This window comes from Kitasatospora sp. NPDC094016 (genome assembly GCF_040304045.1).
GTDB lineage: Bacteria > Actinomycetota > Actinomycetes > Streptomycetales > Streptomycetaceae > Kitasatospora.
In genome coordinates, this window is sequence record NZ_JBEOUK010000057.1 from 1 (window position 1) to 23,589 (window position 23,589).

Consider the following 23,589-nt stretch of genomic DNA (forward strand, 5'->3'; position numbering starts at 1 on the left):
CAGACCGCCGCCCCACCCGCGTCCACGCACTCTGCACCCAACACGGCATCACAGCAACGGCCTGACCCAGATCAAATACTTCGCCAGCAGAGTCGCCGGTCCGACTTCCTGTGCGGAACCGCCGGTTTGCTGCGGCCCGTCGTCCTGCTGGGTCCTTGTCCGGCTCCCGCTCAGAGGCCTGGTGGATCCGCTGGGACGGGTCCTTGTCGCTCACGGTACGTCGCAGGCGGTGGCGGGGGTGGTCGGAGGGTCAGGCGGTGGGGAAGTCGCCGGCCTTGATTCCGGTGAGGAAGGCGGTCCAGGCGTCGGCCGGGAAGACCAGCACGGGCCCGTCGGGGTCCTTGGAGTCCCGGACGCGGCCGGGGTGTGCGTCGTCGACCTCGACGCAGTTTCCCTGATTGCCGCTGTAGCTGCTCTTGCGCCAGGAGGCAGGGTTCTGAGCGGTGTTGGTCACGGACGATCCTCCGCAAGCTGGGTTGCGCTGCTTCAGGGCGGGTCCTTCGCGCTCACGGTACGTCGCAGCCCCGGTCGTGCGGCCGGGGCTGTGACGGGGGTGGCTGGCGGGTCAGGCGGTGGGGAAGTCGCCGGCCTTGACTCCGGTGAGGAAGGCGGACCAGGCGTCGGCCGGGAAGACCAGGGCCGGGCCGCTGGGGTCCTTGGAGTCGCGGACGGCCATGCCGCCGGCGACGACGTTCCCTGCCTCGACGCACTCGTTCGCCTGTGCGCTGTAGCTGCTCTTGTACCAGCCCCGAGCGGAGATCTTCGGCTTGGTCATGCGCTCACCCTCTTGTCTGATCTCGTACTCATGCCTCTGTCGCGATTGCGGTGATCATATCCAGCGACTGGGCGGGGTTCAGTGCTGACGATCGCAGGTCCTCGAAGACGAGTCCGTAGCCGTCGAGTTCTGCCTCTCGTTCCAGGTAATGGCTGCTCGTCAGATTCTCCAGAAACACCGCTCCCGAGGTGGGGGAGCCAGTGAATCCGTACATCACGAATGCCCCGCAGGCGCCAGCGGTCGGACCGATGTCGAGCGGAACCACTTGCAAGGTGACGTTGGGGAGTTGTGCCGCTTCGACGAGGTAGCCCAGTTGTGCACGGTGTGCATCGGCGCCGCCCACCGGGCATCGGAGGGCCGGCTCCCAGACGATCGCGCAGAGTCGGGCCGGATCGGGCTTGGTCAGAACCTCCTTGCGTTCCATCCGGAGCTTGACCAACTGGTCGATGCGTTCCGGGCGGACAACAGCCGGGTTGGCCTGAAGCAGAGCGCGGGTGTAGTCCTCGGTCTGCAACAGGCCTGGCAGGACCAGTGGCTGCCAGTTCCGGATGTAGCGGGCGTCTGCTTCCAGATCGAGGAAGTCCACATAGGCGGGCGGGATCGTGTCGCCGTGGTCGTGCCACCAGCCGCGCTTCTTGCTGTCGCGGGCCAGCGTCTCAAGGGAGTCGCGGTCCCCCGGCTCCGTGACGCCGTACAGGTCCATCAGGACGCCGAGGTCCAGCCGGCGGATCCCGACCGCGCCGGTCTCTATCCGGCTGATCTTCGCGCGCGAGCACGCGAGCGCGGATGCGGCGTCCTCGGTGGTCTTGTTCGCTGATTCCCGGAGCCGACGGAGCTCCGACCCCAGGCGGCGGCCGCGGACGGTCGGCCTCGGTTCGTCGGTCATGCGCGATTCCTCCCTTGAACTGCCCAGTCTGCCCCGTGACGGACCGTCGGGGCCACGCGCCGCACAAATCTGCACGGTTGCAGTCGTTCTTGTTGCAGACGGTATTGGCGCAGTGGCATGCTACAGGGAGTAGTCCATGAAAGACACAGTGTGATCTTGATGGATCGTCACCCGGGCATCCCCATGCCCGCCGACCGTCCTCGGGCCTTGCCTCGCGCGCCCGGATCACCACGCCGCCGAGGAGGCGTCGCCATGTCCGAAACGCTGAAGATCCCGCCCTCCGCCGTGGGGGAGTACTCCTGCTGGCTGTCGCGCCACCACAAGTCCGTGCCCACCGCGCGGGGGCTGCTGCGCGGCTTCCTCTCCGACCACTCGGGGGGCGAACTGTTCTGCGACCACTCCGGGTTGGTGCTCGGCGAACTCGTCACCAACGCCGTCCAGCACGCCCGCACCCCGTCCGACCGGCTGCTGTTCGTGCGCTTCGCCCTCTCGGCCGACGACTTGCGGATCGAGGTCCACGACGCCGACCCCCGGCAGCCCGTGCTGCGCCGCGTGGGCGGGGACGAAGAATGCGGGCGGGGGCTGTGGCTGGTGTCCGAACTCGCCCTCCGATGGGGCTGCCGACCGCGCGCGGGCGGAGCCGGCAAAGCGGTGTGGGCGGTCCTCGGACCCCAGAGCGGCGCCGCCGCGTGACCACCATCCCTCCCCGCGACTACCCGCACCCGGTCACCGTCGAGATCGGCGGCGTCACCAAGGCCGCCACCTTCGCCCGGCTCGCCGACGCCCTGGCGGCCGTGCGCACCGCCCTGGCGCGCCTTCCCCTCGACGACGACCACGCCGCCTACCTCGCCGACCTGTTCGCCCCCGAATCCACCGCCCACATCGCCCGCCGACTGGCCGACTTCGGCGCGCTGCGCACGATCGCCTTCGTCGGCATCCACGCCCACCCCATCCACCTGCGTCCCGCCGAAAGCCCCGACGGCGCCGACGACTTCCCGGGGCCGGCGTGAGGCGCAGCTGCGCCCGGGTCGTGAGGTGGTGCTGTCTGCGCGGCCGGTTCTCCCTGCCCGTAAGGGCGTTGAGCCCGGGGCGCCGTGCCGCCCACGCCGAGATACGGCGCCGGGCAGCCGCCCCCGGCAGTGCCGAGGCCCTGCTGCGGGCCGTCGCCGACCGCGCCCGCCAGACGCCCTAGCGTCCGTCCCGCGCCGCTGCGGGGCGGAGAACGGGATCGATCCCGGCCAGGCTGTCGCGCAGCCGACGGGCCCCCAGGGCGACGTGGTCGTCGGCGGCCCGCGACAGCTCCTCGCAGAGCCGTAGCGCGTCGTCCCGGTCGTCGGCGAAGACGCCGAACACGTCGACGACCGCGGTGTGGATCCAGTCGCCGTGGTTGTCGTCGGCCACTGCCAGCGCGGACGCGACGATCGTCAGCCCGGCCAGGTCGTTTCGCCGCAGCAGGGCTTGCGCGCTCACCCGGGTGACGAAGGTGTCGCCCGTGTCGAGCACGAGCGCCAGCAGCGGCCCGCGGGCCTCCCGCAGTTCGGCGAAGCCTGCCAGGGCGCGACCGGCGTCCGCGCGGTCGCGGTGGTCGCGGCTGCGCCCGAGCTCGCCGAGCGCCGCGACTGCCGCCCGCCGCGCGTCCCCGTCCATCTGCCCGCCCGCCCCTTCCGCGAGGTCCGGCGAAAGTGCCGCCGGGGTGACCGCCACCGAATGTGGCGAATCGTCAACCATGAGTCAAGCAAGGGGAGTTGGAGAAGCCGTCCGGACGGCCTCAGCGCCGCGCGTGGCGGACCTTCAGCCGTCCGAACCCGGTGGTCCCGGAGATCCGGATCGTCGGGCCGCCGGCGGTGGGGTGCCGCGGGGGCGTGTAGCGGGCCTCCTTCCAGCCGGGCTGCATGCCCTCGATGTCGACGACCGCGTCGCGGGGCACCGTGATCCTGGCGCCGCCGGTGCCGAGTTGCAGTTCGATGTCGACGACCGGGTGCTCGAAGACCGCCCGGGACAGGTCCAGGCGCACCCTGCCGAGCGCGGAGGCGACCTTGAGCGTCCGGGGCACCCGCCAGGCGCCGCCGCGCCGGATGCGTCCCGCGGCGGCGCCGATCGTCGTCTCGGCTCCCGCGCCCGGCTCCGGGAGCGAGGCCAGGGACCGTGCGAGTGCGCCCTGCGTCCTGGCGGTGAGCGCCTGGTGGAGGCGTTCGTCCATCTCCTCGTGGGAGATGCGCCCTTGGCTGTACGCCTCTTGCAGGCGCTGCGCGGCCGCGTCGCGGTCGTCGTCGCCGGCCAGGGGGGAGAGGTCTTCCGGCAGAGAGGTCACCGCCGCACCCTAGCGCCGCCCCCGCCCCGCCCGGCCCGGGTTGACACGCTTCTTCACATCTAGAATATTGGATACGTCATCTGGTCGAGGGTCGGGCGAAGGGAGCACGCGGTGGATCCGCTGGCCGTCCACAAGGCGCTCGCCAACCCGGCGCGCGCGGACTTCCTGCGCTGGCTCAAGACGCCCGAGCGCTACTTCGACGAGGACTACTACCGCGAACGCGGCGTGGGCTTCCACATCGGCGTGTGCGTGACGGACATCCGGGAGAAGTCCGGGCTCGCCCAGTCCGTGGTCTCCGGCTACCTGCAGATCCTGCGCGACGCCGGACTGCTGGTGTCCGAACGCGTCGGCAAGTGGACCTTCTACCGCCGCGACGAGGAGACGATCGCCGCGTTCGCCGCCTACGCCCGCGACGAACTCTGACCCCACCGCCCCTCAGGGGCGCACCCCACCGCCCCCGCCGGGGCGCCCCGGGCTGCGCCCTTCCTTTTCGCCCCATTCCATCTAACTATCTAGATTTGTAGCCCCGTGCGTGGGGGGTGGGTGCCGTGCGCCCGCACACCCCGCGCGCCGGGCGGACGGAGACAGCACATGGGAAAGACCGGCCCCGCCGTCCTGACGCTCTCCCTGGGAGTGTTCGGGATCATCACCACCGAGATGGGCGTCGTCGGCGTCCTGCCCCGCATCTCCGAGGACCTCGGCGTCACACCCTCCGCCGCCGGCTGGCTGGTGGGCGTCTTCGCCCTCGTGGTCGCCGCCACCGGACCGTTCGGCACCCTGCTGGCCTCCGGCCTGCGCCGCAAGGCCGTCCTGGCGAGCGCCCTGGCCGTCTTCGCGCTCTCCAACGCCGTGTACGCGCTCACCGACGACTTCGCCGTGATGTTCGCCTTCCGGATCCTGCCCGCGCTCTTCCACCCCGTCTTCTTCGCCGTCGCCCTCACCACCGCCGCCAACCTGGTCCCCGCACACCGCGCCACCCGGGCGGCCACCACCGTCTTCGCCGGCGTCACCGTCGGCTTCGCCTTCGGCGTGCCGCTCACCTCCTACCTCGCCGAACACGCGGGCCTGGCCGCCGCGTTCTGGTTCGGCGCCGGCGTCAACCTGCTGGCCTGCCTGGGCGTCCTGCTCCTCCTGCCCTCCACCACCGCAGCGCCCGCCACCCCCGCAGCGCCCGCCGGCCGGCGCCCCTCCTACCGGGGCCAGCTGGCCATCCTGCGCCGGGGCCGGCTGTGGCTGTCGGTGCTCGCCGTCGTGTGCGTGTTCGCCGCGATGTTCTCCGTCTACGGCTACTTCGCCGAATACCTGGAACGCGTCACCGGCCTGAGCGCCTCCCTGGTGGGCGCCGCACTGATGGCCTTCGGGATCGTCATGGTCCTCGGCAACCTCCTCTTCGGCCGCCTCCTGGAACGCGACCTCCTGCGCACCGTCACCGCCTTCCCCGCCCTCTACGTCCTCCTCTACGTCCTGCTCTATGCGATCGGCCCCTGGCCCGCGCCGATGACCGCCGGCATCCTGCTCTGGGGCGCGGTGCACTCCGGCGGACTCGTCGTCAGCCAGAGCTGGCTGGCCCGCGACGCCCAGGACGCACCCGAGTTCGGCAACAGCCTGTTCATCTCCTTCTCCAACCTGGGCATCACCGCCGGCAGCGCGGTGGGCGGCCTCGTCGTCTCCACCGCCGGCGCCCGCCACCTGCCCTGGGCCGGAGCGGGCTTCGCCCTCGCCGCCCTGGCCGCCGTCCTGCTGCGCCGCCGCCTGGGCCCCGCCACCCCCGTCCCCGCCACCCCGGCCCCGCAGGCGCAGGACGCGCCGCCCGCCACCGTCTGACGCCCGCCGTATCAGTCCAGGCAGGACAAGGCGCCCGCCACGAGCGAGCGTGCTGGCGCGCCCTGCACCGCCCCCTGCGAGAGGCGGTCGAAGGCCCGGGCGTACAGACCGACCTGGTTGGGCCGGGCGAGGGTGGAAGCGGCGTCCGGCGTGTCCGCGTGGACCCCGGTCCCCGTGTCCTTGCGGATCTCGCTCAGCCGACCGGCCAGGGCTTCGCGGGCCCGTTGGACGCTCGCAGAGGGGTGCGCGGGCATGGAGCCGGCGTTCGTCAGATTTCGTACAGGTGGTGCGGGACCGCTCGCTCCCAGACCGCTTCGAACGCGGTGGCACACAGCGCCACGGTCTGCGGGTCCGCCGTGATCTCGTCCTCGACCACCGCGCCGTCACCGGAGAAGTGGTGCACCCGAAGCAGCGCGCCGTCGAACAGCCAGAAGTCGTTGCCCGGCAGGGGGATGCCCGTGGCCCGTCGCCGGGGCAGCCAGCGGACCTCCTCACCCGCCGTGACGTTGGCGTGGGTGACGTAGTGCTCCCACCGGATGTACGCGGACACGGGCTCGGAGACGACCCGGGCCCGGCGCACGGCCACACCCCGGGCCACCGTGTCCGTGATCAGCTGGTCGTAGGGATGCCACCAGGACCCGCGGTCCTGCCAGTCGATCCGCTCGCCGCGCCGCCACGCCTCGAACCGCTCCGTCGGGGCGTAGGAGTCCCGCAGCTCCAGATGGACGGCGGAGCGCCGGCACCGCCCGAGCAGCTCAGCGAAGTCGGGCACGCTCGACGGCATCACAGGCCTCCCTGATCATGGGCGCCATGGGGTCGATGCCAACGAACTCCACGGCCATGGCCGGCTCCCTGGTCCAGGTGCTCTCTCGGGCTCGCACAAGCTTTGCCGAACAGCGGACACGACGTCAATGCGGGTCCCCGCCAGGGAGATTGACGTGCAAGCCCGTGCAAGTTCGTGGAGCCCGGTGCCTCACCGTCCGTAGCGTGGCCTGTGCCGGTCACCGCAGACGGCGCAGGAAGCATCCGGGTCGAGCGCGGAGCCCGGGACGACGTGAAGGAGTCCGGCTATGGGTTGGGGAACCGGCAAGGGTGGGAGCAGCGGCGGCGGATCGGGCCGCAACGACGGCGGACAGGGCAAGCACGCGGGGAACAAGGACCCGGGCAAGTCGGCCCCGAGCCCCGACACGCAGGGCAGCAAGGGCGACAACAAGCACGGCAAGGGGAAGTAATTGCCTGAGCACGAGGGTCAGCCGGAGCAGGTTGCCGTTCGCGGCCTGCTCTCGGCCGTCGGTAAGGAGCTCGGCCGCGACGTGGCCCCGCAATGGGCGGCAGCCGCCGAAGCGGCGCCCCGGTCCTGGTTCCTCGCCGACCGGGTGTGGCTGGACGACGGGCACGGCGGCTACACGCCGTGCGACCGCGCATCCGATCCGGATGGCTGGAACAAGGCCGCCTACGCCGACGTACCGGTCGTCACGCAGGTCAACGACGGGAAGGACCCGGCCGCAGACCCATGGCCGTCGTCCTCGGCATCGGCCCCGTCCATCGTGTTCCGCATGCTCGAAATGCTCGATCTGCGGGACGGCATGACCGTGCTGGAGATCGGCACCGGCACGGGGCTGACCGCCGCTTACCTGAGCCACCGGCTCGGTTCGTCGAACGTCGTTTCCGTCGAGGTGGACGCGCAGGTCGCGACGCGAGCCCGGGCCAGTCTGGCGAACGCCGGGTTCAGCCCCGAAGTGGTCTGCGGCGACGGCACCCGAGGTTGGGGCCTGCGGGCCCCGTACGACCGTGTCTCGGTGACCTGCGCCCTGCAGAGCATCCCCGAGGCGCTGGTCCGCCAGACCAGGCCCGGCGGGCTGATCCTCACACCGTGGGACAACCCGTGGGTCTGCTGGGGCCTGCTGCGGCTGTCGGTCGCCGAGGACGGCAGCGCCGAGGGCCGTTTCAGTCCCTACAGCGCGTTCATGCTCGCGCGGAATCAGCGAACGGACCTGCGGATCTACCGGGACGTGGTCCGAGACGAGCACGTGCCGGACGAGTCGCACACCGAGCTGCCTGCGCACGGGATCGCGGAAGACCGGTGGGACCTCGCGTTCACCATCGGCGTGCACCTCGGCAACGTCTGGACGGCGTGGGACGACGACCCCGACGTGGACGGCGTCGCCCGCCGGCTCTGGCTCGCCACCACCGACGCCACGTCGTGGGCGGCCGTCGATCGGGCGGACGAGGGGTCGGTCGGCTACACCGTGTGGCAGTACGGCAAGCGGCGGCTGTGGGACGAAGTGGCACAGGCGCGCACCTGGTGGATCGACCACGGCGAACCCGGGCCAGAGCGGTTCGGGTTGACCGTGACGCCCCAGGGCGAGCACCGGTACTGGCTCGACAGTCCAGGCAATGCCGTCCACTCCAGGGCGACGGCTGGGCGCTGACCGGGGCGCGGGCATCTCCCACCGCGACGGTCCGTGCCTGCCTGCGTCCCGCACCCGGAAGGGTGACCATCCGGCCCGAACGCCGCCCGGGCCGGTCCAGACGGCAAACCGCCCCGTTCGACCAAGTGCCGGGCGGGGCTCTGTCGGCCCCGGGCGGTCCGGCGGCGCGGGCGCGGTGACGGCCGGATGCCGGGGGTGTGAGCCGGGTGCCGGTGGCCTGGCAGCGGCCTGCCGGTGGGCCCTGGGACCTTTCCGGGGACAGGCCGGGTGCCCATCCGGCAGGCGCGCGACAGACAGGGAACCACCATGACCACCGACATCACGATCATCGGCGCCGGACTCGGCGGGCTGACCCTGGCCCGGGTCCTGCACCTGCACGGCATCGCGTCCACCGTCTACGAGGCGGAGGCCTCGCCGGCGGCGCGTGCGCAGGGCGGGCTGCTCGACATCCACGACCACAACGGGCAGCTCGCCGTCCGGGCGGCCGGCCTGACGGAGGAGTTCGAGGCCCTCGTCCTGGAGGGCCGCCAGGCGCTGCGGATCCTCGACCGGGACGGGAACGTCCTGCTCGACAAGGCCGACGACGGCACGGGCGGGCGCCCCGAGGTGCAGCGCGCCGAACTGCGCCGGATGCTGCTCGACTCGCTGCCGGCCGGCACCGTCCGGTGGGGCCGCAAGGCCGCCGGCGTCCGCGCCCTGGGCGCCGGCCGCCACGAGGTGGCGTTCGCCGACGGCACCACCGCCGCCACGGGCCTGCTGGTCGGCGCGGACGGCGCGTGGTCACGGGTGCGGCCGCTGCTGTCCGCCGCCACCCCCCGGTACACCGGCACCTCGTCCGTCGAGACCTACCTGTTCGACGCCGACACCCGCCACCTCGCCGCCGCGAAGGCGGTCGGCGGCGGCTCGATGATGGCACCCTCCCCGGGCGCGGAGATCTTCGCCCACCGGGAGAGCGGCGACACCCTGCACACCTACGTGCTGCTCACCAGGACGCAGGAATGGTTCGCCGCCGTCGACTTCACCGACCCCGCCGCGGCACGCGCCCGCATCGCGGCCCAGTTCGACGGCTGGGCACCCGAACTCACCGCGCTGATCACCGAAGGCGACACCGCGCCGCTCCTGCGCCCCCACTACACCCTGCCGACCGCCCACCGCTGGGACCGGGTGGCGGGGGTGACCCTGCTGGGCGACGCCGCCCACCTCACCGCCCCCAACGGCGAGGGCGCCAACCTCGCCATGCTCGACGGCGCCGAACTCGGCCAGGCCCTGGCCGCGCACCCCGGCGACACCGAGGCCGCCCTCGCCGCGTACGAGCGGGCCATGTTCCCCCGCGGCGCCGAGGCCGCCTCCGAGGGCGCGCACATGCACGAACTCCTCAACCGCGACGACACCCCCCGCGCCCTGATCGCCGCCTTCCTCGACGCCGGCCCGGCCTCCTGAACCACCGCGCGGGAAACCGCCGGCGGGCGGCGCTCAGGCGTACCGGTCGAGCAGCGCCTCCAGGTAGTCCTCCAGGCGCCGGCCCAGCAGGGCCGCCGCCGACGCCCGCCCCCGCCCAGGGCCCCACCAGGCCCGCCCCACGGCCGCCGGCCGCGGGCGGGCCGGCCGTCAGGGCGCCGTACGGGCCTCGGCGTCGGCGGCGGCCACCACCGCCGACAGCAGGCCCGGGAAACGGCCCTCCAGCTCCTCGGCGCGCAGCGAGTTCATCTTGGTGGTGCCGACGTAGTACTGGTGCAGCAGTCCGGCCTGGCGCAGCACGTTGAAGTGGTGCGTCGAGGTGGAGCGGGAGACCGGAAGGTCAAAGGAGCCGCAGCTCAGCGCCGCGCCCGCGTGCGCGAGCCGGCGCACCACCGATCTGCGGGCAGGGTCCGCGAGTGCCTCCAACACCTGCTGGACGCTGAGGTCCTCCACACCAGGGTGCACGATCACCCGCGCCGCCACGCGTGCCCGTCCCACACCCACCACCCCTTCCCAACGCTCGACCCCCGTCCCGGTTCGGTAAAAGCCGCGCGGCGTGCGCGACTTCGCGCCTCGACGCTACTACGAGCGCGCCGTGCGCCACGCCCACCGCAACACCTCCGCAACACGCGCGCGCCCGCCCCGGCGCGCCCGCGACCCCCGCGCCCCCGCCCGCCCCCGTGCGCGCACGCGGGCGAGCGGCCCCTCGACACCGGGGGCCGCCCGCCACCGCGACGGACCCGTCAGGCCGCGCGCACCGGCGGCCCGGCCGGGCGCGCCAGCCGGGCCAGGGCCAGCGGCTCGAAGATCCCCATCAGCACCGGGTCCACCGGCCGCACCGCCGCCGCAGCGGGCGCGACCGGGGCGGGGGAGCGCAGCAGCGCGAGGTAGAGCTCCTGGGTCTCGGCGGCCGGGTCGATGCCCAGCTCCTCCGCCAGCACCTGGCGCAGCTGCTGGTAACAGCGCAGCGCCTCGGCCCGGTTGCCGGCCGCGGCCAGCGCCTCCATCCGGCAGCGGTAGGCGCTCTCGCGGAACGGGGCGCGGCGCACCGCCTCGTCGGCCCAGCGCAGCGCGTGGTGCTCCTCGCCCAGCGCCGAGGCCGACAGGCTCGCCGTCTCCAGCGCGGACATCCGCAGCTCCTCCACGTGCTCGCGCACCCCGCCCGCCCACTCGCCCTCGTGGTCGGGCAGGAACGCGCCGCGCAGATTGGCGATCGCCCCCGCGGCCAACTGCTGCGCCACCGCGTAGGAGCGGGACGCGTACGCCTCCCCGGCCTCCCCGACCGCGCCGGCGGCGGCCTCCAGGTCCACCGCCGCGTCCGCGGGCAGCCGCAGGACGTAGCGCCCGCCCTGGGCGATCAGCGGGGTGGCGCCCGGGCCCTGGCCCGGGGAGGCGACGAAGGCCCGCACCCGCGAGACCACGCTGCGCAGCGCGGAGGCCCAGGTGTCGGGCAGGCCGTCGGGCCAGATGGTGTCGGCCAGCTGGTCGCGGCTGGTGCCGGCGGAGCGCTCCAGGACCAGGCGGGCGAACGCCACCTGGGCCTGGGCGCTGGACAGGTGCTGCGGGGCGCCGTGGTCGTGCTCGATCGCCACAAGTCCTGTCAGGCGGATCAGCATGAGAATTCCCCCGATCTGCCGGACGGACTGTCTTCCCGGAAGCCGTTCAACGTGCTCCAACCCCCTTGAGCCAAAGCGGAGCCGACGGCCCGTGACGCCGGGCCGACGGCGTGGGAAACCTGGACCGGAAATTCCGCCTACCAGCCGTTCGGTTTCGGCGGATTTCGACCATACATTCGGCGCATCACACGGTGTCAACACTGGTCGACAAAACATACCCACCAGCCGGTCCATGCGTCGTGGACGCAAGGTTTCTGCACGTCAGAGCATTACCGCAGGCCGGGAACACGGCTATTGCGGACGCCTTGCGCATCCTGCCGTAGAAATGTAGTCATCCTTGAGCACCCCGCGTGAAGGCTTCGAGAAACACCACCCCACCCCCTGCGCCGGGCACCACCCGTAAAAGCCCCGGGACTATCCCGGGAGGAAACCCCAACACCCCCACCCGCCCCCGCGCCGGGAAATACCGAAAACAATCCGGAACAAGCCGACGACGAACCGCCGACCAGCCGACGGGCAACCGGCGGCAAACCGGCGGCAAACCGCACGGCACATACCGCCGCGCGCCCGCCGCGCCCCGCCGAGAAGGAGACCCGCACGTGAACGCCACCGGAGCATGGGACCGCCTGGAGCCGAAGCTCGCCGCCACCCTGGACCGCGTGGCCGCGCTGGAGTCCGACCCCTCACGCCGCAACAGCTTCGTCGCCTACACCATGGAACGCGACAGCGCCTACTGCGACCTGGACGGCGAGCGCCTGCTCATGATGTCCGGCTACAGCTACCTGGGCCTGGCCGGAGACGAACGCGTGGTGGCCGCCGCCAAGGCCGCCGTCGACGTCTACGGCACCGGCAACCACGGCGTGCGCGCCCTGGCCGGCACCATCCCGCTGCACGAGGAACTGGAAGCCGAGGTCGCCCGCTTCGCCCGCCGCGAACGCGCCCAGGTCTTCGGCTCCGGCTACGCCGCCAACGTCGGCACCGTCGGCGCCCTGGTCGGCCAGGGCGACACCGTCCTGATCGACAAGTACGACCACGCCAGCATCGTCGACGGCTGCCGCCTCTCCGGCGCCACCGTCACCCGCTTCCGCCACAACGACGTCGACCACCTCGAACGCCGCCTCAAGGCCGCCTCCCCGACCGGCGTGCGCCTGGTCATCGTCGACAGCGTCTACTCCATGGACGGCGACATCGCCCCGCTGCCCGAACTGCGCGCGGTCTGCGACGCCCACGACGCCCTCCTGATGGTCGACGAGGCCCACGCCCTGGGCGTCATCGGAGAAACCGGCGGCGGCATCGAGGAGCACTTCGGCCACCGCCACCGCGTCGACATCAAACTCGGCACCCTCTCCAAGGCCATCCCCTCCATGGGCGGCTGGGTCGCCGGCAGCCACGAACTGATCGGCCACCTGCGCTACGCCGCCCGCCCGTTCCTGTTCTCCGCCGCCCTCGGCCCCGCCCAGACCGGCGCCGCCCTGGAGTCCCTGCGGATCCTGCGCCGCGAACCCGAACGCGTCACCCACATCCAGGCCCAGGCCCAGCGCCTGCGCCGGCGCCTCAACGACGCCGGCATCTCCACCATGGACTCCGCCACCGCCGTCCTGCCCGTCATCGCCGGCTCCGACGACGCCGCCTACGACTACGCCACCGCCTGCCGCAAGGCCGGCGTCATCGGCCTGCCCGTCGTCACCCCCGCCGTGCCCAACGACCTGGCCCGGCTGCGGATCGCCGTCACCGCCCGCCACACCGCCGCCGACATCGACTTCGCCGCCGACGCCTTCCTGACCGCCGCCGCCCAGACCGGCCTCATCTGACCGGGACGGCCCCCGCCCCCGCGCCACCCCGCCCCCGCGCCGCCCCGCCGCCGGCCCGACCCCGGCGCCCGCCGGCCCCCAACGCCCGGAAAGGACAAGACCATGGCAGAGCGCCCCACCCGGCCCCCCATCGCCGTCACCGGCCTGGGCGTCGTCAGCCCCGCCGGCCACACCCCGGCCGCGTTCTGGCACACCGTCAGCACCGGCACCCCCACCGCCACCGCCCTCACCGACCCCGCCCTGGCCCGCCACCGCGTCCGCCTGGGATGCCGCGTCACCGACCTGCCCGACAACGGCCCCGTCCCCGCCAAGGACGCCCGCCGCCTCGACCCCTTCGCCCACTACGGCACCCTCGCCGCCCTCGCCGCCCACCAGGACGCCGGTGCCCCCGAACCCGACCCCGGCCGCAGCGCCATCGTCGTCGGCAACGCCGTCGGCGGCCGCACCACCAGCGACCGCGAATCCGCCCTCTTCACCACCGCCGGACCCCTGCGCGTCAGCCCCCTGATGCCCCTGGTCACCATGCCCAACGCCGCCGCCGCCCAGATCGCCATGCGCCTGGCCTGGACCGGCCCCGCCCTGACCATCGCCACCACCTGCGCCTCCAGCGCCGACGCCATCGGCCACGCCGCCCTCCTCCTGGAAACCGGCCGCGCCGACATCGTCATCGCCGGCGGCTGCGAAGCCACCCTCACCCCCGTCACCCTCGCCGCGTTCGGCAACCTCGGCGCCCACTCCCAGCGCAACGACGACCCCACCCGCGCCAGCCGCCCCTTCGACACCGACCGCGACGGCTTCGTCATGGGCGAAGGCGCCGGCTTCCTCGTCCTCGAACGCCTCGCCGACGCCCGCGCCCGCCACCGCACCCCCTACGCCCTCCTCGCCGGCTACGGCTCCAGCGCCGACGCCTACCACCTCTCCAACCCCCGCCCCGACGGCGCCGGCGCCGTCACCGCCATGCGCGCCGCCCTCACCGACGCCGGCCTCACCCCCGCCGACATCGCCCACGTCAACGCCCACGGCACCTCCACCGTGCACAACGACCGCGCCGAAGCCGCCGCGCTGCGCACCGTCTTCGGCCCGCACGGCGTGCCCGTCACCTCCACCAAGGGCTCCATCGGCCACCTCATCGGCGCCGCCGGAGCCGTCGAGCTGATCGCCGCCGTGCAGGCCATGAACAGCCGCCTCGCCCCTCCCACCGCCAACCACGAGCACACCGAACAGGGCCTGGACCTCGACGTCGTCCACGGCGCCGCCCGCCCCATCCGCCTCGGCGCGGCCCTGTCCAACTCGTTCGGCTTCGGCGGCCACAACTCGACCCTGGTGGTGACCCCGCTATGACCACGACCACACCCGCGACCGCGACCACACCCGCGACCGCGACCGCGACGACGCCCGCCCACCACACCGCCCGCACCAGCACCACCGTGACCGCCGACGCCCTGGCCGCCTACCGCACCGCCGCCCGCACCGGCCTGCCCCCCGCCCCGGACACCGCCGCCGCCCCCGCCCACCCCTTCGTCCTCGCCCACACCCTCGCCCAGCACACCGTCACCACCCTGACCACGGGCGACCCCGGCTTCACCGGCGTGGTCCACCTCGCCCAGGAGATCCACACCCACCACCCCCTTACCGCCGGCACCCACACCGACATCACCGTCACCGTCACCGCCGCCCGCCGCGAAGCCCGCGGCACCCGCCTGGCCCTCACCACCCACCTCACCGACGCCACCCGCACCCTGGCCCACCTCACCACCTCCGCCCTGCTCGTCGGCGCCACCACCATCGAACCCTTCGGCACCCTCACCCCCGCCGCCCACCCCGGCACCACCCCCGACACCGAACCCCACACCCTCACCCACACCCTCACCCCCGCCGACGTCACCGCCTACGCCCACGCCGCCGGCGACCTCAACCCCCTGCACCTCGACGACGACGCCGCCCGCGCCGCCGGATTCCCCGCCGCCATCGCCCACGGCATGCACCTGGTCGCCCTCGCCACCGAGGAGATCACCGACCGCCACGCCGACGGCGACCCCACCCGCCTCACCGCCCTGGGCGCCCGCTTCGCCGCCCCCACCACCCCCGGCACCCCGCTGCGCCTGACCCTGCAGCCCTACGACCGGGGCACGGTGGTGCGCTTCACCGTCGCCACCCAGGACGGCACCGCCGTCAAGGCCGGCTGGGCCACCCTCACCCCGGCGGGGGAGTGAGACCCCGATGACCACACCCGCCGCACCCACCACACCCGCCGCACCCGCCACACCCGCCGCGCAGGCCCCGCCGCCGCTGACACTGCCCGACGCGTTCACCGCCCACGCCCGCACCCGCCCCGACGCCGTCGCCCTCCTGTGGCACGAACGCGCCGTCACCTACCGCGAACTCGCCGAAACCGCCGAACGCGAACGGCTGCGCCTGCACACACTGGACCTCGCCCCCGGCGAACCGGTGGGCCTGCCCGCCGCCAAGTCCCCCGAGCAGATCGCCCTCGTCCTGGCCTGCCTGATCGAACGCCGCCCCTTCCTGCTGCCCTCCCCGCAACTGGCCCCCGCCCTGCTCGCGGCCCTGTTCGCCCAGGCCGGCGCCCGCCACCTGCTCGCCCCCCTCGGCCAGGACACCCCCGCCCTGCCCACCCTGGCCCGCCCCGCCCCCGTGCCCACCCTCGCCGCCGGCACCTCCTTCCTGCTCACCACCTCCGGCTCCACCGACCTGCCCAAGATCGTCCCCCTCGCGCAGGCCGCCGTCGACCGCTTCACCGCCTGGGCCCACGACACCTTCGACCTCGGGCCCGGCCGCGTCGTCGCCAACTACGCCCCCCTCAACTTCGACCTGTGCCTGCTGGACGTGTGGGCCACCCTCGCCGCCGGCGGCACCGTCCTGCTCATCGACCCCGCCCACGCGCTCAACGCCCGCCACCTGCTCGCCCAGCTCACCCGCCACCGCCCGCACGTCCTCCAGGCCGTCCCCCTCGCCTACGCCCTCCTCGCCCAGGCCACCGCCCAGACGGCAGGCCCGACGGTGCTGGACAGCGTCGAGCACGCCGCGTTCACCGGCGACGCCATCGACGCCCGCACCCTGGCCGCACTGCCCGCCCTGCTGCCCGGCGCCGCGCTCTACAACATCTACGGCTGCACCGAGACCAACGACAGCTTCCTGCACCGCCTGGACCGCCTGGACGCCACCGCCGCCCTGCCGGTGCCCATCGGCACCCCCCTGCCCGGGGTCCGCACCCTGCTCACCGCCCCCGACGGCACCCCCGTCACCGGCCCCGGCCGCGGCGAACTGTACGTCTCCACCCCCTTCCAGGCCGCCGGCTACCTGGACCGCTCCCGCGACACCGGCCGCTTCACCACCCAGCCCGAGGGCGCCGGGCCCGGACGCCGCTGGTTCCGCACCGGAGACCTGGCCGTCCGCGACGAACACGGCCGCCTGCACCTGACCGGACGCGCCGACTTCCAGGTCAAGGTCCGCGGCGTCGCCGTCAACACCGCCGAGGTCGAACGCGTCCTGCTCGCCCACCCCGAGGTCCGCGAGGCCGCCGTCGCCGCCGCCCCGGACCCACTGACCGGCAAACGCCTGCACGCCGCCGTCCAGCGCGCCGCCGGCTCCGCCCTCAACAGCCTCACCCTGCGCGAACACCTCGCCCGCAACCTGCCGCGCGCCGCCGTGCCCGAACGCCTGGCCATCCACGACACCCCGCTGCCCAAGACCGCCACCGGCAAGGTCGACCGCAAGGCCGTCCTGCCCACCGCCTGACCAAGCCACCCGACCCGAAACCACCAAAACCCGACACGACCAAGGGAGTTGCGAGCCATGAGCAACATCACCCAGATCAAGCGGTTCCTCATCGAGGAGTTCCTGCCCGACGTCACCCCCGAACAACTCGCCGACGACCACGACCTGCTCTCCGACGGCGTCATCGACAGCCTGGGCGTCCTCAAACTCATCGCCTGGGTCGAGGACCACTTCGCCCTGCCCGTCGACGACACCGACCTCGACCCCAACAACTTCCGCTCCGTCACCGCCATCGACGCCTTCATCACCCAGCGCCGCGCCGTCCCGGCCAGCGCCGTGGCCGGCGGCTGACCCGTGCACCCGGCCCTCACCGCGCTGCTCGCCGGACACGACGTCGACCTGGACACCTGGCGCTCGTGGTGGGACCAGCTGGAGCAGCGCACCCCGGGCCCGGCCCGCGACAGCGACCGGGCCCAGGCCGCGGCCCTGCTGGCCGCCCTCACCACCCGCCTGCCCGCCCCCGACACCCTCGCCGCCTTCACCACCTCCCTGACCGAACGCAGCCCCCACCCCGGCCCCGCCCACCCCGCCAGCGTCAACATCGTCGGCACCGGCGGCGGCCCGGCCACCTTCAACCTCTCCACCGCCGCCGCCCTGACCGCCGCCGCCATGGGCGTACCCGTCGTCAAGACCGGCTCCCGCGCCTACACCAGCAGCGCCGGCTCCATCGACCTGCTGGAACGCCTGGGCATCACCCTCACCTCCTCCCACACCGCCACCGCCGACCACCTCGCCCGCCACGGCATCGCCTTCGCCGGCCCCCACGTCTACCCACCCGCCCTCACCCGCCTGGCCCGCCTCCTGTTCCCGCTCACCCTCAAACCCTTCGGCCGCCTCCTCAACACCCTCGGCCCGCTGCTCGCCACCGTGCCCGTCACCGCCCAGCTCACCGGCACCAGCGCCACCACCGACCTGCCCGCCCTGTGCCACCTCGCCCCCCGCACCCCCGGACGCGCCGTGTGGCTGGCCACCAACACCGCCGGCGCCGACGAACTCCTGCCCTTCGCCGACAACACCCTGCACACCCCCGACACCACCATCCACCTGCCCGCCGGCTCCATCGCCCCCGCCGACGGCACCCTGGCCGACCTCGCCCCCCACCCCGAGGACCTCACCGGCCACTTCCTGCAAGCCCTCGCCGGCCGCGCCGGCCCCACCGCCACCCACACCATCGCCCTCAACGCCGCCGCCCTCGCCCTCGCCTCGGGCCGCCACACCCACTGGCACACCGCCCACACCGCCGCCCTGGACGCCCTGGCCGACGGCGCCCCCCGCGCCCTGGCGACCCGCCTGCGCACCGACCACAAGGCCCCCGCCCATGCCTGACACCACGTTCTTCGCCGCCCGCGCCGACGGCCGCCCGCACCTGGCCCTGTTCCTCAACGCCGGAGACCCGCCCGCCCGCCTCACCGACCTGGCCCTCGTCCTGGAAGAGGAAGGCGTCGACGTCCTCGAACTCGCCGTCCCCTTCCCCCACTCGCCCACCGACGGCCCCGTCATCCGCCGCTCCGCCGACCGGGCCCTGGCCGCCGGCACCACCCTGCACACCGTCCTGGACGAACTCGCCACCCTGCGGCCCCAGTTGAAGAACCTGAAGATCGCACTGCTCGCCGACTGGAGCCACAGCCTGCGCGCCGCCGACCCCGCCACCTGCGCCCGCGCCATCGCCCAGGCCGGCGCCGACGCCCTGCTCGTCCACGCCCTGCCGCCCCGCCTGCGCCCCGCCTGGCGCCAGGCCCTGCGCGAGGCCGCCCTGCCACAGGTCGCCACCTGCTACCCGACCTCCACCCCCGAGGTCCTCACCGCCGCCGCCCGCGACGCCCACGACGCCTACGTCTACCTCGTCGCCCACTACGGCCGCTCCGGCACCACCCCCGCGGCAGGCCACCACACCCTGGCCGCCACCGTCGCCACCCTGCGCGCCGCCGCCCCCGCCACCCCGGTCGCCATCGGCTTCGGCGTCAAAAGCGCCGCCGACCTGGACGCGGTCGCCGCCGCCGGAGCCGACGCCGCGATCGTCGGCTCCGCCGCCGTCGCCCGCATCGAGGCCGCCCTCACCGAGGGCCGCGACGCCGCCCAGGCGCTGCGCGCCCTCCTCCACGACCTCCGCCCGCCCGGGCCACCCCAGCCCGCCACGGCCGGACGCACCAGCACCACCCCCGGCACCACCAGCACCACCCCCGGCACCACCAGCACCACCCCCTGCACCACCACCCTCGCCCGCTGACACGAAAGGCAGAACCAGCATGCTGATCCGCGACCTTGACGACGTCCAGACCGTCGAGTGGGGCAACGGCCTCTCCCGCCGCTTCCTGGTGGCCGGCGACAACCTCGGCTACACCCTCACCGACACCATCGTCAACGCCGGCACCAAGTCCCGCCTGGAGTACCGCAACCACCTGGAGGCGTGCTACTGCATCGCCGGCTCCGGCGAGGTCATCGCCATGGACGGCACCTCCCACCCCATCACCCCCGGCCGCCTCTACGCCCTCGACGAGCACGACGCCCACTACCTGGTCGCCAGCCCCCACGAGGACCTGCGCCTGGTCTGCGTCTTCTCCCCGGCCCTGCGCGGCGACGAGGTCCACCAGCTCGACGCCGCCTCCTCCTCCGCCTACTAGGCGAAGACCCTCCCCTTCGAGTCACGCGCCGGCGCCCCGCGCGCCGGCCTGCCACCCCGGGCCCCGCACGCGGGCCCGGGAGGAAGGCGGCACGTCCATGATCCGCTGGAACGCCGACCAGCACGCCCTGCGCGAGGGCCTGGCCCGCTTCGGCGACGACCTGAGCGCCGGCCACATCGAAGGCGACGAACAGGCCGCCTTCTCCCACGACAAGTGGCGCCTCGTCCAGAAGACCGGAATCCTGTCCCTGCCCTTCGAGGAACGCTACGGCGGGCTGGGCCAGTCCCTGCTCACCACCATGTACGTCCTGGAGGGCCTGGGCCAGACCTGCCGCGACGGCGGCCTCAACTTCTCCGTCACCACCTCCCTCGCCTCCACCGGCGTCCCCCTCCAGGCCTTCGGCTCACCCGCCCTCAAAGAGACCTACCTGCCGCGCATCGCCTCCGGCGAGGCCATCGGCGCCCACGCCATCACCGAGTCCGAGGGCGGCTCGGACGCCATGCAGATGCGCACCCGCGCGATCCGCGACGGCGACCACTTCGTCCTCAACGGCGCCAAGACCTTCGTCAGCAACGGCCCCGTCGCCGACGTCATCGTCGTCTACGCCCGCACCCACCCCCAGGGCGGGGCGCTCGGCGTCACCGCGTTCCTCCTGGACCGCGACATGCCCGGCATCAGCACCGGAAACCCCATCAAGAAGATGGGCCTGCGCACCTCACCGCTGTCCGAGGTCTACCTCGACGACGTCAAGGTGCCCGCCTCCCGGGTCCTGGGCCGCGTCGGCGGCGGCTTCCTCGTCCTGGACCACGTCATGAAACGCGAGATCCTCTACTCCTTCATCGTCAACACCGGCGAGATGCAGCACCGCCTGGCACGCTGCCTCGACTACGCCAAGACCCGCATGTCCTTCGGCAAGCCCATCGGCTCCTACCAGTCGGTCGCCAACAAGATCGTCGACACCAAGATCCGCCTGGAGACCGCCCGCAAGTGGCTCTACGACACGGCCCAGCGCCTGGAGGCCGGCGAGAACGTCACCGTCGACATGGCGATCGCCAAACTCCTCACCAGCGAATCCAACCTCGCCACCTCGCTGGCCGCCGTCCAGGTCTTCGGCGGCAACGGCTACATGTCCGAGTACGGGCTGGAGAAGGACGTGCGCAACGCCGTCGCCGGCACCATCTACTCCGGCAGCAACGAGATCCAGTACAACCGCATCGCCGCCATGCTCGGACTCGGCAAGTGAGCGCCCCCGCCCCGCCCCGCCCCCTGCCGCCCACGCGGCCCCGCCACCTCAAGGTGTGCGGGGCCCGCACCCGCGCCGACCTCACCCTCCTCGCCGAATCCGGCCCCACCCTGGTGGGCCTGTGGCACGGCGTGCCCGGCGGCCCCGCCGAACTCTCCGAACAGCACCTCGCCCACCTCGCCGCCACCGCCATCCGCCTGGGCCTGGAACCCGTCCTGGTCACCTTCCTCGACGACGCCGACCAACTCGCCCGCCTCGCCCGCGCCACCGGCATCCGCTGGATCCAGCTCCACGCCTACCAGAGCCCCGCCCTCGTCACCGAACTGCGCCACCGCCTGCCCTACGCCGTCCTCGTCAAAGTCCTCCACCTCTCCCGCGGCCGCTGCCTGGAACGCCCCTTCATCGGCGCCTTCGAACGCGCCGGCTGCGACCTGTTCCTCCTGGACACCGTCACCGACGACGGCCGCGTCGGCTCCACCGGCCACCCCCTGGCCCCCGCCGACGTCCACACCCTGCTGCCCCGCCTCACCATCCCCTTCCTCCTCGCCGGCGGCCTGAACGCCGCCAACCGCGACACCTACCGCACCGTCACCGACCACCCCCTGTACGCCGGCGCCGACATCGACACCGCCGCCCGCAACCGGGCCGGCGACTTCACCCACGAAGCCGTCACCGCCCTCGCCCACGCCTGGCACCCCCGCCCCAAGGAGGCCTACGTATGAGCGCCCCGCGGTTCCTCGACGCCCTGCTGGCCGCGAGACGCCCCCTGATCATGGAAGTCAAACTCCGCGACCCGCACGGCACCGACCTGCTGGGCCCGCGCACCGTCACCGACCTCGTCACCCGCTACGAACAGGCCGGCGCGCCCTGCCTGTCCGTGGTCACCGGCCGCTGGTTCGGCGGCACCCCCCGCCTGCTGCGCGAGGTCACCGCCGCCACCGACCTGCCCGTCCTGCAGAAGGACTTCCTCACCCGCCCCGCCCAACTGGAGGCCGCCGCCGCCCTCGGCGCCTGCGCCGTCCTGCTCACCGCCGCCCTGCTGCCCGCCACCTCCCTGCACCGCCTGGTCACCACCGCCCTCGCCCTGGGCCTGACCCCGTTCGTCGAGATCACCGGCGAACACGAACTCGCCCACCTGCCCCAGCCCGAACACTGCGTCATCGCCGTCAACAACAAGGACATCCGCACCCGCGAACGCGACCGCGGCGACCTCGGACGCAGCCTGCGCCTGTTGCCCGCCCTGCTCGCCACCGGCACCCGCGCCCCCGTCTCCGCCTCCGCCATCACCGAACCCGCCGACGCCGCCCGCCTCCTGGACGCCGGCTACGCCGGACTGCTCATCGGCACCACCCTGATGCGCCAGAGCGACCTCACCGGCTGGCTCACCGACCTCGACACCGCCCGCGCCGCCACCACCGCCCGCGCCGGGGCCGTCCGGGCCGGGGCCGCCGTATGAGCTTCCGCCCGAACCCGCGGCCCAACCCCCGCCTGGCCACCCGCTCCCTCGTCCTGGACGCCGGCGGCATCCCCGTCTCCGCCCTCGTCGCCGAACCCCAGGACCGCGCCCCCAAGGCCGTCCTCCTCGCCATCCACGGCCGCGGCATGCGCGCCGCCTACTTCGCCGGCCCCGCCCACCCCGACACCAGCCTGCTCACCCTGGCCGCCGACCTCGGCTACACCGTCCTGGCCCTGGACCGCCCCGGCCACGGCGCCTCCGCCCACCGCCTGCCCGACGGCCAGCTCATCGCCGACCAGGCCGCCACCCTGCACGCCGCCCTCACCGACTACGCCCGCGCCCACCCCGTCGGCGCCGGCGTCCAGCTCCTCGCCCACTCCTTCGGCGGCAAGATCGCCCTCCACCTCGCCGCCCACTGGCCCGCCGACCCCCGCCTGCCCCTGCTCGGCGCCGACATCTCCGGCCTCGCCCAGCACTACGCCCCCGGCGCGTGGGAGCGCCCCGACGACCTCGCCGGCGGCGGCCGCCTCAACTGGGGCCCCCTCGGCCTCTACCCGCCCGGTACCTTCCACGCCGCCCGCACCCTGCTCACCCCCGTCCCCGCCCTCGAATCCCGCGAACTGGCCACCTGGCCCGCCCGCTACAGCGCCCTGGCCGCCCGCGTACGCGTGCCGGTGCGCCTCACCCTCGCCGACCACGAGGCCTGGTGGCGCCTGGAGCCCTCCCACCGCACCGCCCTCACCGCCGCCTTCCCCCCGGGCCTGGCCCACCTCGTCACCGCCCACCGCGCCGGCCACAACCTCTCCCTGGGCCACGCCGCCCGCCCCTACCACCTGCGCGCCCTCGCCTTCACCGACGACTGCCTCACCCGCCCCCGGCCCCAGCCCGCTGCCGCGGCCCCCGCACCGGTCCTGGCCGCCGCCGGGTGACCGGCGGGCGGGGGCTCGTGGCCACCGCCCGCGGCGCGGTGGCCCCGGACAACCTCGCCCCGTCGCGCTGCCGCCCACCCGGTGGCGCCACAGCGCCGAGGCCCGCGCCGGCCCCGCCCCGCCCGCGCTGATCACTCTGCTCGCCCGCGGGCCCGGCGGCGACCCCGGGCCGGCCGCCATGACGGGGGCCGCCGGGTGCGCCACTTCGCCCTCGCCCGCGCCCATCGGCACGCCGCCGGGGCGCGTGGAGCGGATTGCCCTGGTGCCGCGATGCTCCGACGCACCCTCACGACGCCCCGCCTCCACCGCCTCCGGCGGCGCCCCCCTCAACGCCGCCGCCGTGACCGGCTCGGCCGCGACGGCCTGGACGGCAAAGGCAGCCCGATCGTCTCCGTGGTGAACCCGACCGCCGACGGCCCCTGCTGACCCGAG

At 73.9% G+C, this 23,589-nt stretch carries 28 protein-coding genes; 19 read left to right on the top strand and 9 right to left on the bottom strand.

Features of this window, described 5'->3' with window-relative positions; translation table 11 throughout:
- Positions 1-250 precede the first annotated feature (250 nt).
- The 3 genes from ABT015_RS33780 to ABT015_RS33790 form a co-directional block, all read right to left on the bottom strand.
- Positions 251-454: a DUF397 domain-containing protein gene (locus tag ABT015_RS33780; protein ID WP_350886051.1), complete on the bottom strand. Its 204-nt coding sequence runs from the start codon at positions 452-454 to the stop codon at positions 251-253.
- Between the two features lie 111 nt (positions 455-565).
- Positions 566-775 (bottom strand): DUF397 domain-containing protein, encoded by a 210-nt coding sequence (locus tag ABT015_RS33785; protein ID WP_063353001.1) that lies wholly within the window; start codon positions 773-775, stop codon positions 566-568.
- 28 nt (positions 776-803) lie between these two features.
- Positions 804-1,661: a helix-turn-helix domain-containing protein gene (locus tag ABT015_RS33790; protein ID WP_350886054.1), complete on the bottom strand. Its 858-nt coding sequence runs from the start codon at positions 1,659-1,661 to the stop codon at positions 804-806.
- A gap of 252 nt (positions 1,662-1,913) precedes the next feature.
- On the opposite strand from ABT015_RS33790, the gene ABT015_RS33795 reads away from it, so the two are divergent.
- The gene (locus ABT015_RS33795) at positions 1,914-2,354 is read left to right on the top strand and encodes an ATP-binding protein (protein ID WP_350886056.1); all 441 of its coding nucleotides are present in this window, start codon (positions 1,914-1,916) and stop codon (positions 2,352-2,354) included.
- Positions 2,351-2,671: a hypothetical protein gene (locus ABT015_RS33800; protein WP_350886058.1), complete on the top strand. Its 321-nt coding sequence runs from the start codon at positions 2,351-2,353 to the stop codon at positions 2,669-2,671. Before ABT015_RS33795 ends, ABT015_RS33800 begins: the two co-directional genes overlap by 4 nt.
- 178 nt (positions 2,672-2,849) lie before the next feature.
- Here the strand turns inward: ABT015_RS33800 and ABT015_RS33805 are convergent, their stop codons facing one another.
- Positions 2,850-3,308, bottom strand: a complete 459-nt coding sequence (locus ABT015_RS33805) for a hypothetical protein (protein WP_350886060.1) — start codon at positions 3,306-3,308, stop codon at positions 2,850-2,852.
- Positions 3,309-3,429: 121 nt separating this feature from the next.
- A complete protein-coding gene (locus ABT015_RS33810; protein ID WP_350886062.1) occupies positions 3,430-3,972 on the bottom strand; it encodes a DUF1707 SHOCT-like domain-containing protein in 543 nt (180 codons plus the stop codon).
- A gap of 111 nt (positions 3,973-4,083) precedes the next feature.
- Here ABT015_RS33810 and ABT015_RS33815 point away from each other — a divergent pair, with 111 nt between their 5' ends.
- Both ABT015_RS33815 and ABT015_RS33820 read left to right on the top strand, forming a co-directional pair.
- Complete coding sequence (locus tag ABT015_RS33815) at positions 4,084-4,395, top strand: ArsR/SmtB family transcription factor (protein WP_063352995.1); 312 nt, start codon at positions 4,084-4,086, stop codon at positions 4,393-4,395.
- A 168-nt stretch (positions 4,396-4,563) separates the two neighbouring features.
- Positions 4,564-5,796, top strand: coding sequence for an MFS transporter (locus ABT015_RS33820; RefSeq protein WP_350886065.1), 1,233 nt, complete (start codon positions 4,564-4,566; stop codon positions 5,794-5,796).
- Between the two features lie 11 nt (positions 5,797-5,807).
- On the opposite strand, the gene ABT015_RS33825 is transcribed toward ABT015_RS33820, so the two are convergent.
- Both ABT015_RS33825 and ABT015_RS33830 read right to left on the bottom strand, forming a co-directional pair.
- A complete protein-coding gene (locus tag ABT015_RS33825; protein WP_502897467.1) occupies positions 5,808-6,050 on the bottom strand; it encodes a hypothetical protein in 243 nt (80 codons plus the stop codon).
- A gap of 14 nt (positions 6,051-6,064) precedes the next feature.
- Positions 6,065-6,580, bottom strand: a complete 516-nt coding sequence (locus ABT015_RS33830; protein ID WP_350886067.1) for a DUF6879 family protein — start codon at positions 6,578-6,580, stop codon at positions 6,065-6,067.
- 286 nt (positions 6,581-6,866) lie between these two features.
- Between ABT015_RS33830 and ABT015_RS33835 the strand changes: the two genes are divergently transcribed.
- From ABT015_RS33835 to ABT015_RS33845, 3 genes are all read left to right on the top strand, one after another.
- Positions 6,867-7,028, top strand: a complete 162-nt coding sequence (locus tag ABT015_RS33835; protein WP_350886069.1) for a hypothetical protein — start codon at positions 6,867-6,869, stop codon at positions 7,026-7,028.
- Complete coding sequence (locus ABT015_RS33840) at positions 7,029-8,228, top strand: methyltransferase domain-containing protein (RefSeq protein WP_350886071.1); 1,200 nt, start codon at positions 7,029-7,031, stop codon at positions 8,226-8,228.
- Positions 8,229-8,534: 306 nt separating this feature from the next.
- Complete coding sequence (locus tag ABT015_RS33845) at positions 8,535-9,668, top strand: FAD-dependent oxidoreductase (RefSeq protein WP_350886073.1); 1,134 nt, start codon at positions 8,535-8,537, stop codon at positions 9,666-9,668.
- Between the two features lie 168 nt (positions 9,669-9,836).
- On the opposite strand, the gene ABT015_RS33850 is transcribed toward ABT015_RS33845, so the two are convergent.
- Both ABT015_RS33850 and ABT015_RS33855 read right to left on the bottom strand, forming a co-directional pair.
- Positions 9,837-10,184, bottom strand: coding sequence for an ArsR/SmtB family transcription factor (locus ABT015_RS33850; protein ID WP_350886075.1), 348 nt, complete (start codon positions 10,182-10,184; stop codon positions 9,837-9,839).
- Between the two features lie 245 nt (positions 10,185-10,429).
- Positions 10,430-11,302: an AfsR/SARP family transcriptional regulator gene (locus ABT015_RS33855; protein WP_350886077.1), complete on the bottom strand. Its 873-nt coding sequence runs from the start codon at positions 11,300-11,302 to the stop codon at positions 10,430-10,432.
- 599 nt (positions 11,303-11,901) lie between these two features.
- Here ABT015_RS33855 and ABT015_RS33860 point away from each other — a divergent pair.
- From ABT015_RS33860 to ABT015_RS33915, 12 genes are all read left to right on the top strand, one after another.
- Complete coding sequence (locus ABT015_RS33860; protein WP_350886079.1) at positions 11,902-13,113, top strand: aminotransferase class I/II-fold pyridoxal phosphate-dependent enzyme; 1,212 nt, start codon at positions 11,902-11,904, stop codon at positions 13,111-13,113.
- A 102-nt stretch (positions 13,114-13,215) separates the two neighbouring features.
- Complete coding sequence (locus ABT015_RS33865; protein ID WP_350886081.1) at positions 13,216-14,454, top strand: beta-ketoacyl-[acyl-carrier-protein] synthase family protein; 1,239 nt, start codon at positions 13,216-13,218, stop codon at positions 14,452-14,454.
- The gene (locus ABT015_RS33870; RefSeq protein WP_350886083.1) at positions 14,451-15,326 is read left to right on the top strand and encodes a MaoC family dehydratase; all 876 of its coding nucleotides are present in this window, start codon (positions 14,451-14,453) and stop codon (positions 15,324-15,326) included. The genes ABT015_RS33865 and ABT015_RS33870 overlap by 4 nt, the downstream gene beginning before the upstream one ends.
- Before the next feature lie 7 nt (positions 15,327-15,333).
- Positions 15,334-16,869 carry an AMP-binding protein gene (locus ABT015_RS33875; protein WP_350886085.1) on the top strand — a complete coding sequence of 512 codons (1,536 nt, stop codon included), beginning with the start codon at positions 15,334-15,336 and terminating at the stop codon, positions 16,867-16,869.
- A gap of 57 nt (positions 16,870-16,926) precedes the next feature.
- Entirely contained in the window at positions 16,927-17,199 is a 273-nt protein-coding gene (locus ABT015_RS33880) for an acyl carrier protein (RefSeq protein ID WP_350886087.1), read from the top strand.
- A 3-nt stretch (positions 17,200-17,202) separates the two neighbouring features.
- Positions 17,203-18,234, top strand: coding sequence for a hypothetical protein (locus tag ABT015_RS33885; RefSeq protein WP_350886089.1), 1,032 nt, complete (start codon positions 17,203-17,205; stop codon positions 18,232-18,234).
- A complete protein-coding gene (gene trpA, locus ABT015_RS33890; RefSeq protein ID WP_350886091.1) occupies positions 18,227-19,135 on the top strand; it encodes a tryptophan synthase subunit alpha in 909 nt (302 codons plus the stop codon). Before ABT015_RS33885 ends, trpA begins: the two co-directional genes overlap by 8 nt.
- A gap of 19 nt (positions 19,136-19,154) precedes the next feature.
- The gene (locus ABT015_RS33895; RefSeq protein WP_350886093.1) at positions 19,155-19,529 is read left to right on the top strand and encodes an ectoine synthase; all 375 of its coding nucleotides are present in this window, start codon (positions 19,155-19,157) and stop codon (positions 19,527-19,529) included.
- A 97-nt stretch (positions 19,530-19,626) separates the two neighbouring features.
- Positions 19,627-20,772: an acyl-CoA dehydrogenase family protein gene (locus ABT015_RS33900; protein WP_350886095.1), complete on the top strand. Its 1,146-nt coding sequence runs from the start codon at positions 19,627-19,629 to the stop codon at positions 20,770-20,772.
- Positions 20,769-21,494: a phosphoribosylanthranilate isomerase gene (locus tag ABT015_RS33905; RefSeq protein ID WP_350886097.1), complete on the top strand. Its 726-nt coding sequence runs from the start codon at positions 20,769-20,771 to the stop codon at positions 21,492-21,494. Before ABT015_RS33900 ends, ABT015_RS33905 begins: the two co-directional genes overlap by 4 nt.
- Entirely contained in the window at positions 21,491-22,228 is a 738-nt protein-coding gene (locus tag ABT015_RS33910; RefSeq protein ID WP_350886099.1) for a beta/alpha barrel domain-containing protein, read from the top strand. Before ABT015_RS33905 ends, ABT015_RS33910 begins: the two co-directional genes overlap by 4 nt.
- Positions 22,225-23,157, top strand: coding sequence for an alpha/beta fold hydrolase (locus tag ABT015_RS33915; RefSeq protein ID WP_350886101.1), 933 nt, complete (start codon positions 22,225-22,227; stop codon positions 23,155-23,157). The genes ABT015_RS33910 and ABT015_RS33915 overlap by 4 nt, the downstream gene beginning before the upstream one ends.
- Positions 23,158-23,589 lie beyond the last annotated feature (432 nt).

Coding starts and splice junctions, on each gene's coding strand:
- ABT015_RS33830 (WP_350886067.1), bottom strand. CDS start 6,580: ATGCCGTCGAGCGTGCCCGACTTCGCTGAGCTGCTCGGGCGGTGCCGG.
- ABT015_RS33845 (WP_350886073.1), top strand. CDS start 8,535: ATGACCACCGACATCACGATCATCGGCGCCGGACTCGGCGGGCTGACC.
- ABT015_RS33795 (WP_350886056.1), top strand. CDS start 1,914: ATGTCCGAAACGCTGAAGATCCCGCCCTCCGCCGTGGGGGAGTACTCC.
- ABT015_RS33835 (WP_350886069.1), top strand. CDS start 6,867: ATGGGTTGGGGAACCGGCAAGGGTGGGAGCAGCGGCGGCGGATCGGGC.
- ABT015_RS33910 (WP_350886099.1), top strand. CDS start 21,491: ATGAGCGCCCCGCGGTTCCTCGACGCCCTGCTGGCCGCGAGACGCCCC.
- ABT015_RS33880 (WP_350886087.1), top strand. CDS start 16,927: ATGAGCAACATCACCCAGATCAAGCGGTTCCTCATCGAGGAGTTCCTG.
- ABT015_RS33825 (WP_502897467.1), bottom strand. CDS start 6,050: ATGCCCGCGCACCCCTCTGCGAGCGTCCAACGGGCCCGCGAAGCCCTG.
- ABT015_RS33820 (WP_350886065.1), top strand. CDS start 4,564: ATGGGAAAGACCGGCCCCGCCGTCCTGACGCTCTCCCTGGGAGTGTTC.
- ABT015_RS33895 (WP_350886093.1), top strand. CDS start 19,155: ATGCTGATCCGCGACCTTGACGACGTCCAGACCGTCGAGTGGGGCAAC.
- ABT015_RS33875 (WP_350886085.1), top strand. CDS start 15,334: ATGACCACACCCGCCGCACCCACCACACCCGCCGCACCCGCCACACCC.
- ABT015_RS33865 (WP_350886081.1), top strand. CDS start 13,216: ATGGCAGAGCGCCCCACCCGGCCCCCCATCGCCGTCACCGGCCTGGGC.
- ABT015_RS33900 (WP_350886095.1), top strand. CDS start 19,627: ATGATCCGCTGGAACGCCGACCAGCACGCCCTGCGCGAGGGCCTGGCC.
- ABT015_RS33855 (WP_350886077.1), bottom strand. CDS start 11,302: ATGCTGATCCGCCTGACAGGACTTGTGGCGATCGAGCACGACCACGGC.
- ABT015_RS33870 (WP_350886083.1), top strand. CDS start 14,451: ATGACCACGACCACACCCGCGACCGCGACCACACCCGCGACCGCGACC.
- ABT015_RS33785 (WP_063353001.1), bottom strand. CDS start 775: ATGACCAAGCCGAAGATCTCCGCTCGGGGCTGGTACAAGAGCAGCTAC.
- ABT015_RS33790 (WP_350886054.1), bottom strand. CDS start 1,661: ATGACCGACGAACCGAGGCCGACCGTCCGCGGCCGCCGCCTGGGGTCG.
- trpA (WP_350886091.1), top strand. CDS start 18,227: ATGCCTGACACCACGTTCTTCGCCGCCCGCGCCGACGGCCGCCCGCAC.
- ABT015_RS33805 (WP_350886060.1), bottom strand. CDS start 3,308: ATGGACGGGGACGCGCGGCGGGCGGCAGTCGCGGCGCTCGGCGAGCTC.
- ABT015_RS33915 (WP_350886101.1), top strand. CDS start 22,225: ATGAGCTTCCGCCCGAACCCGCGGCCCAACCCCCGCCTGGCCACCCGC.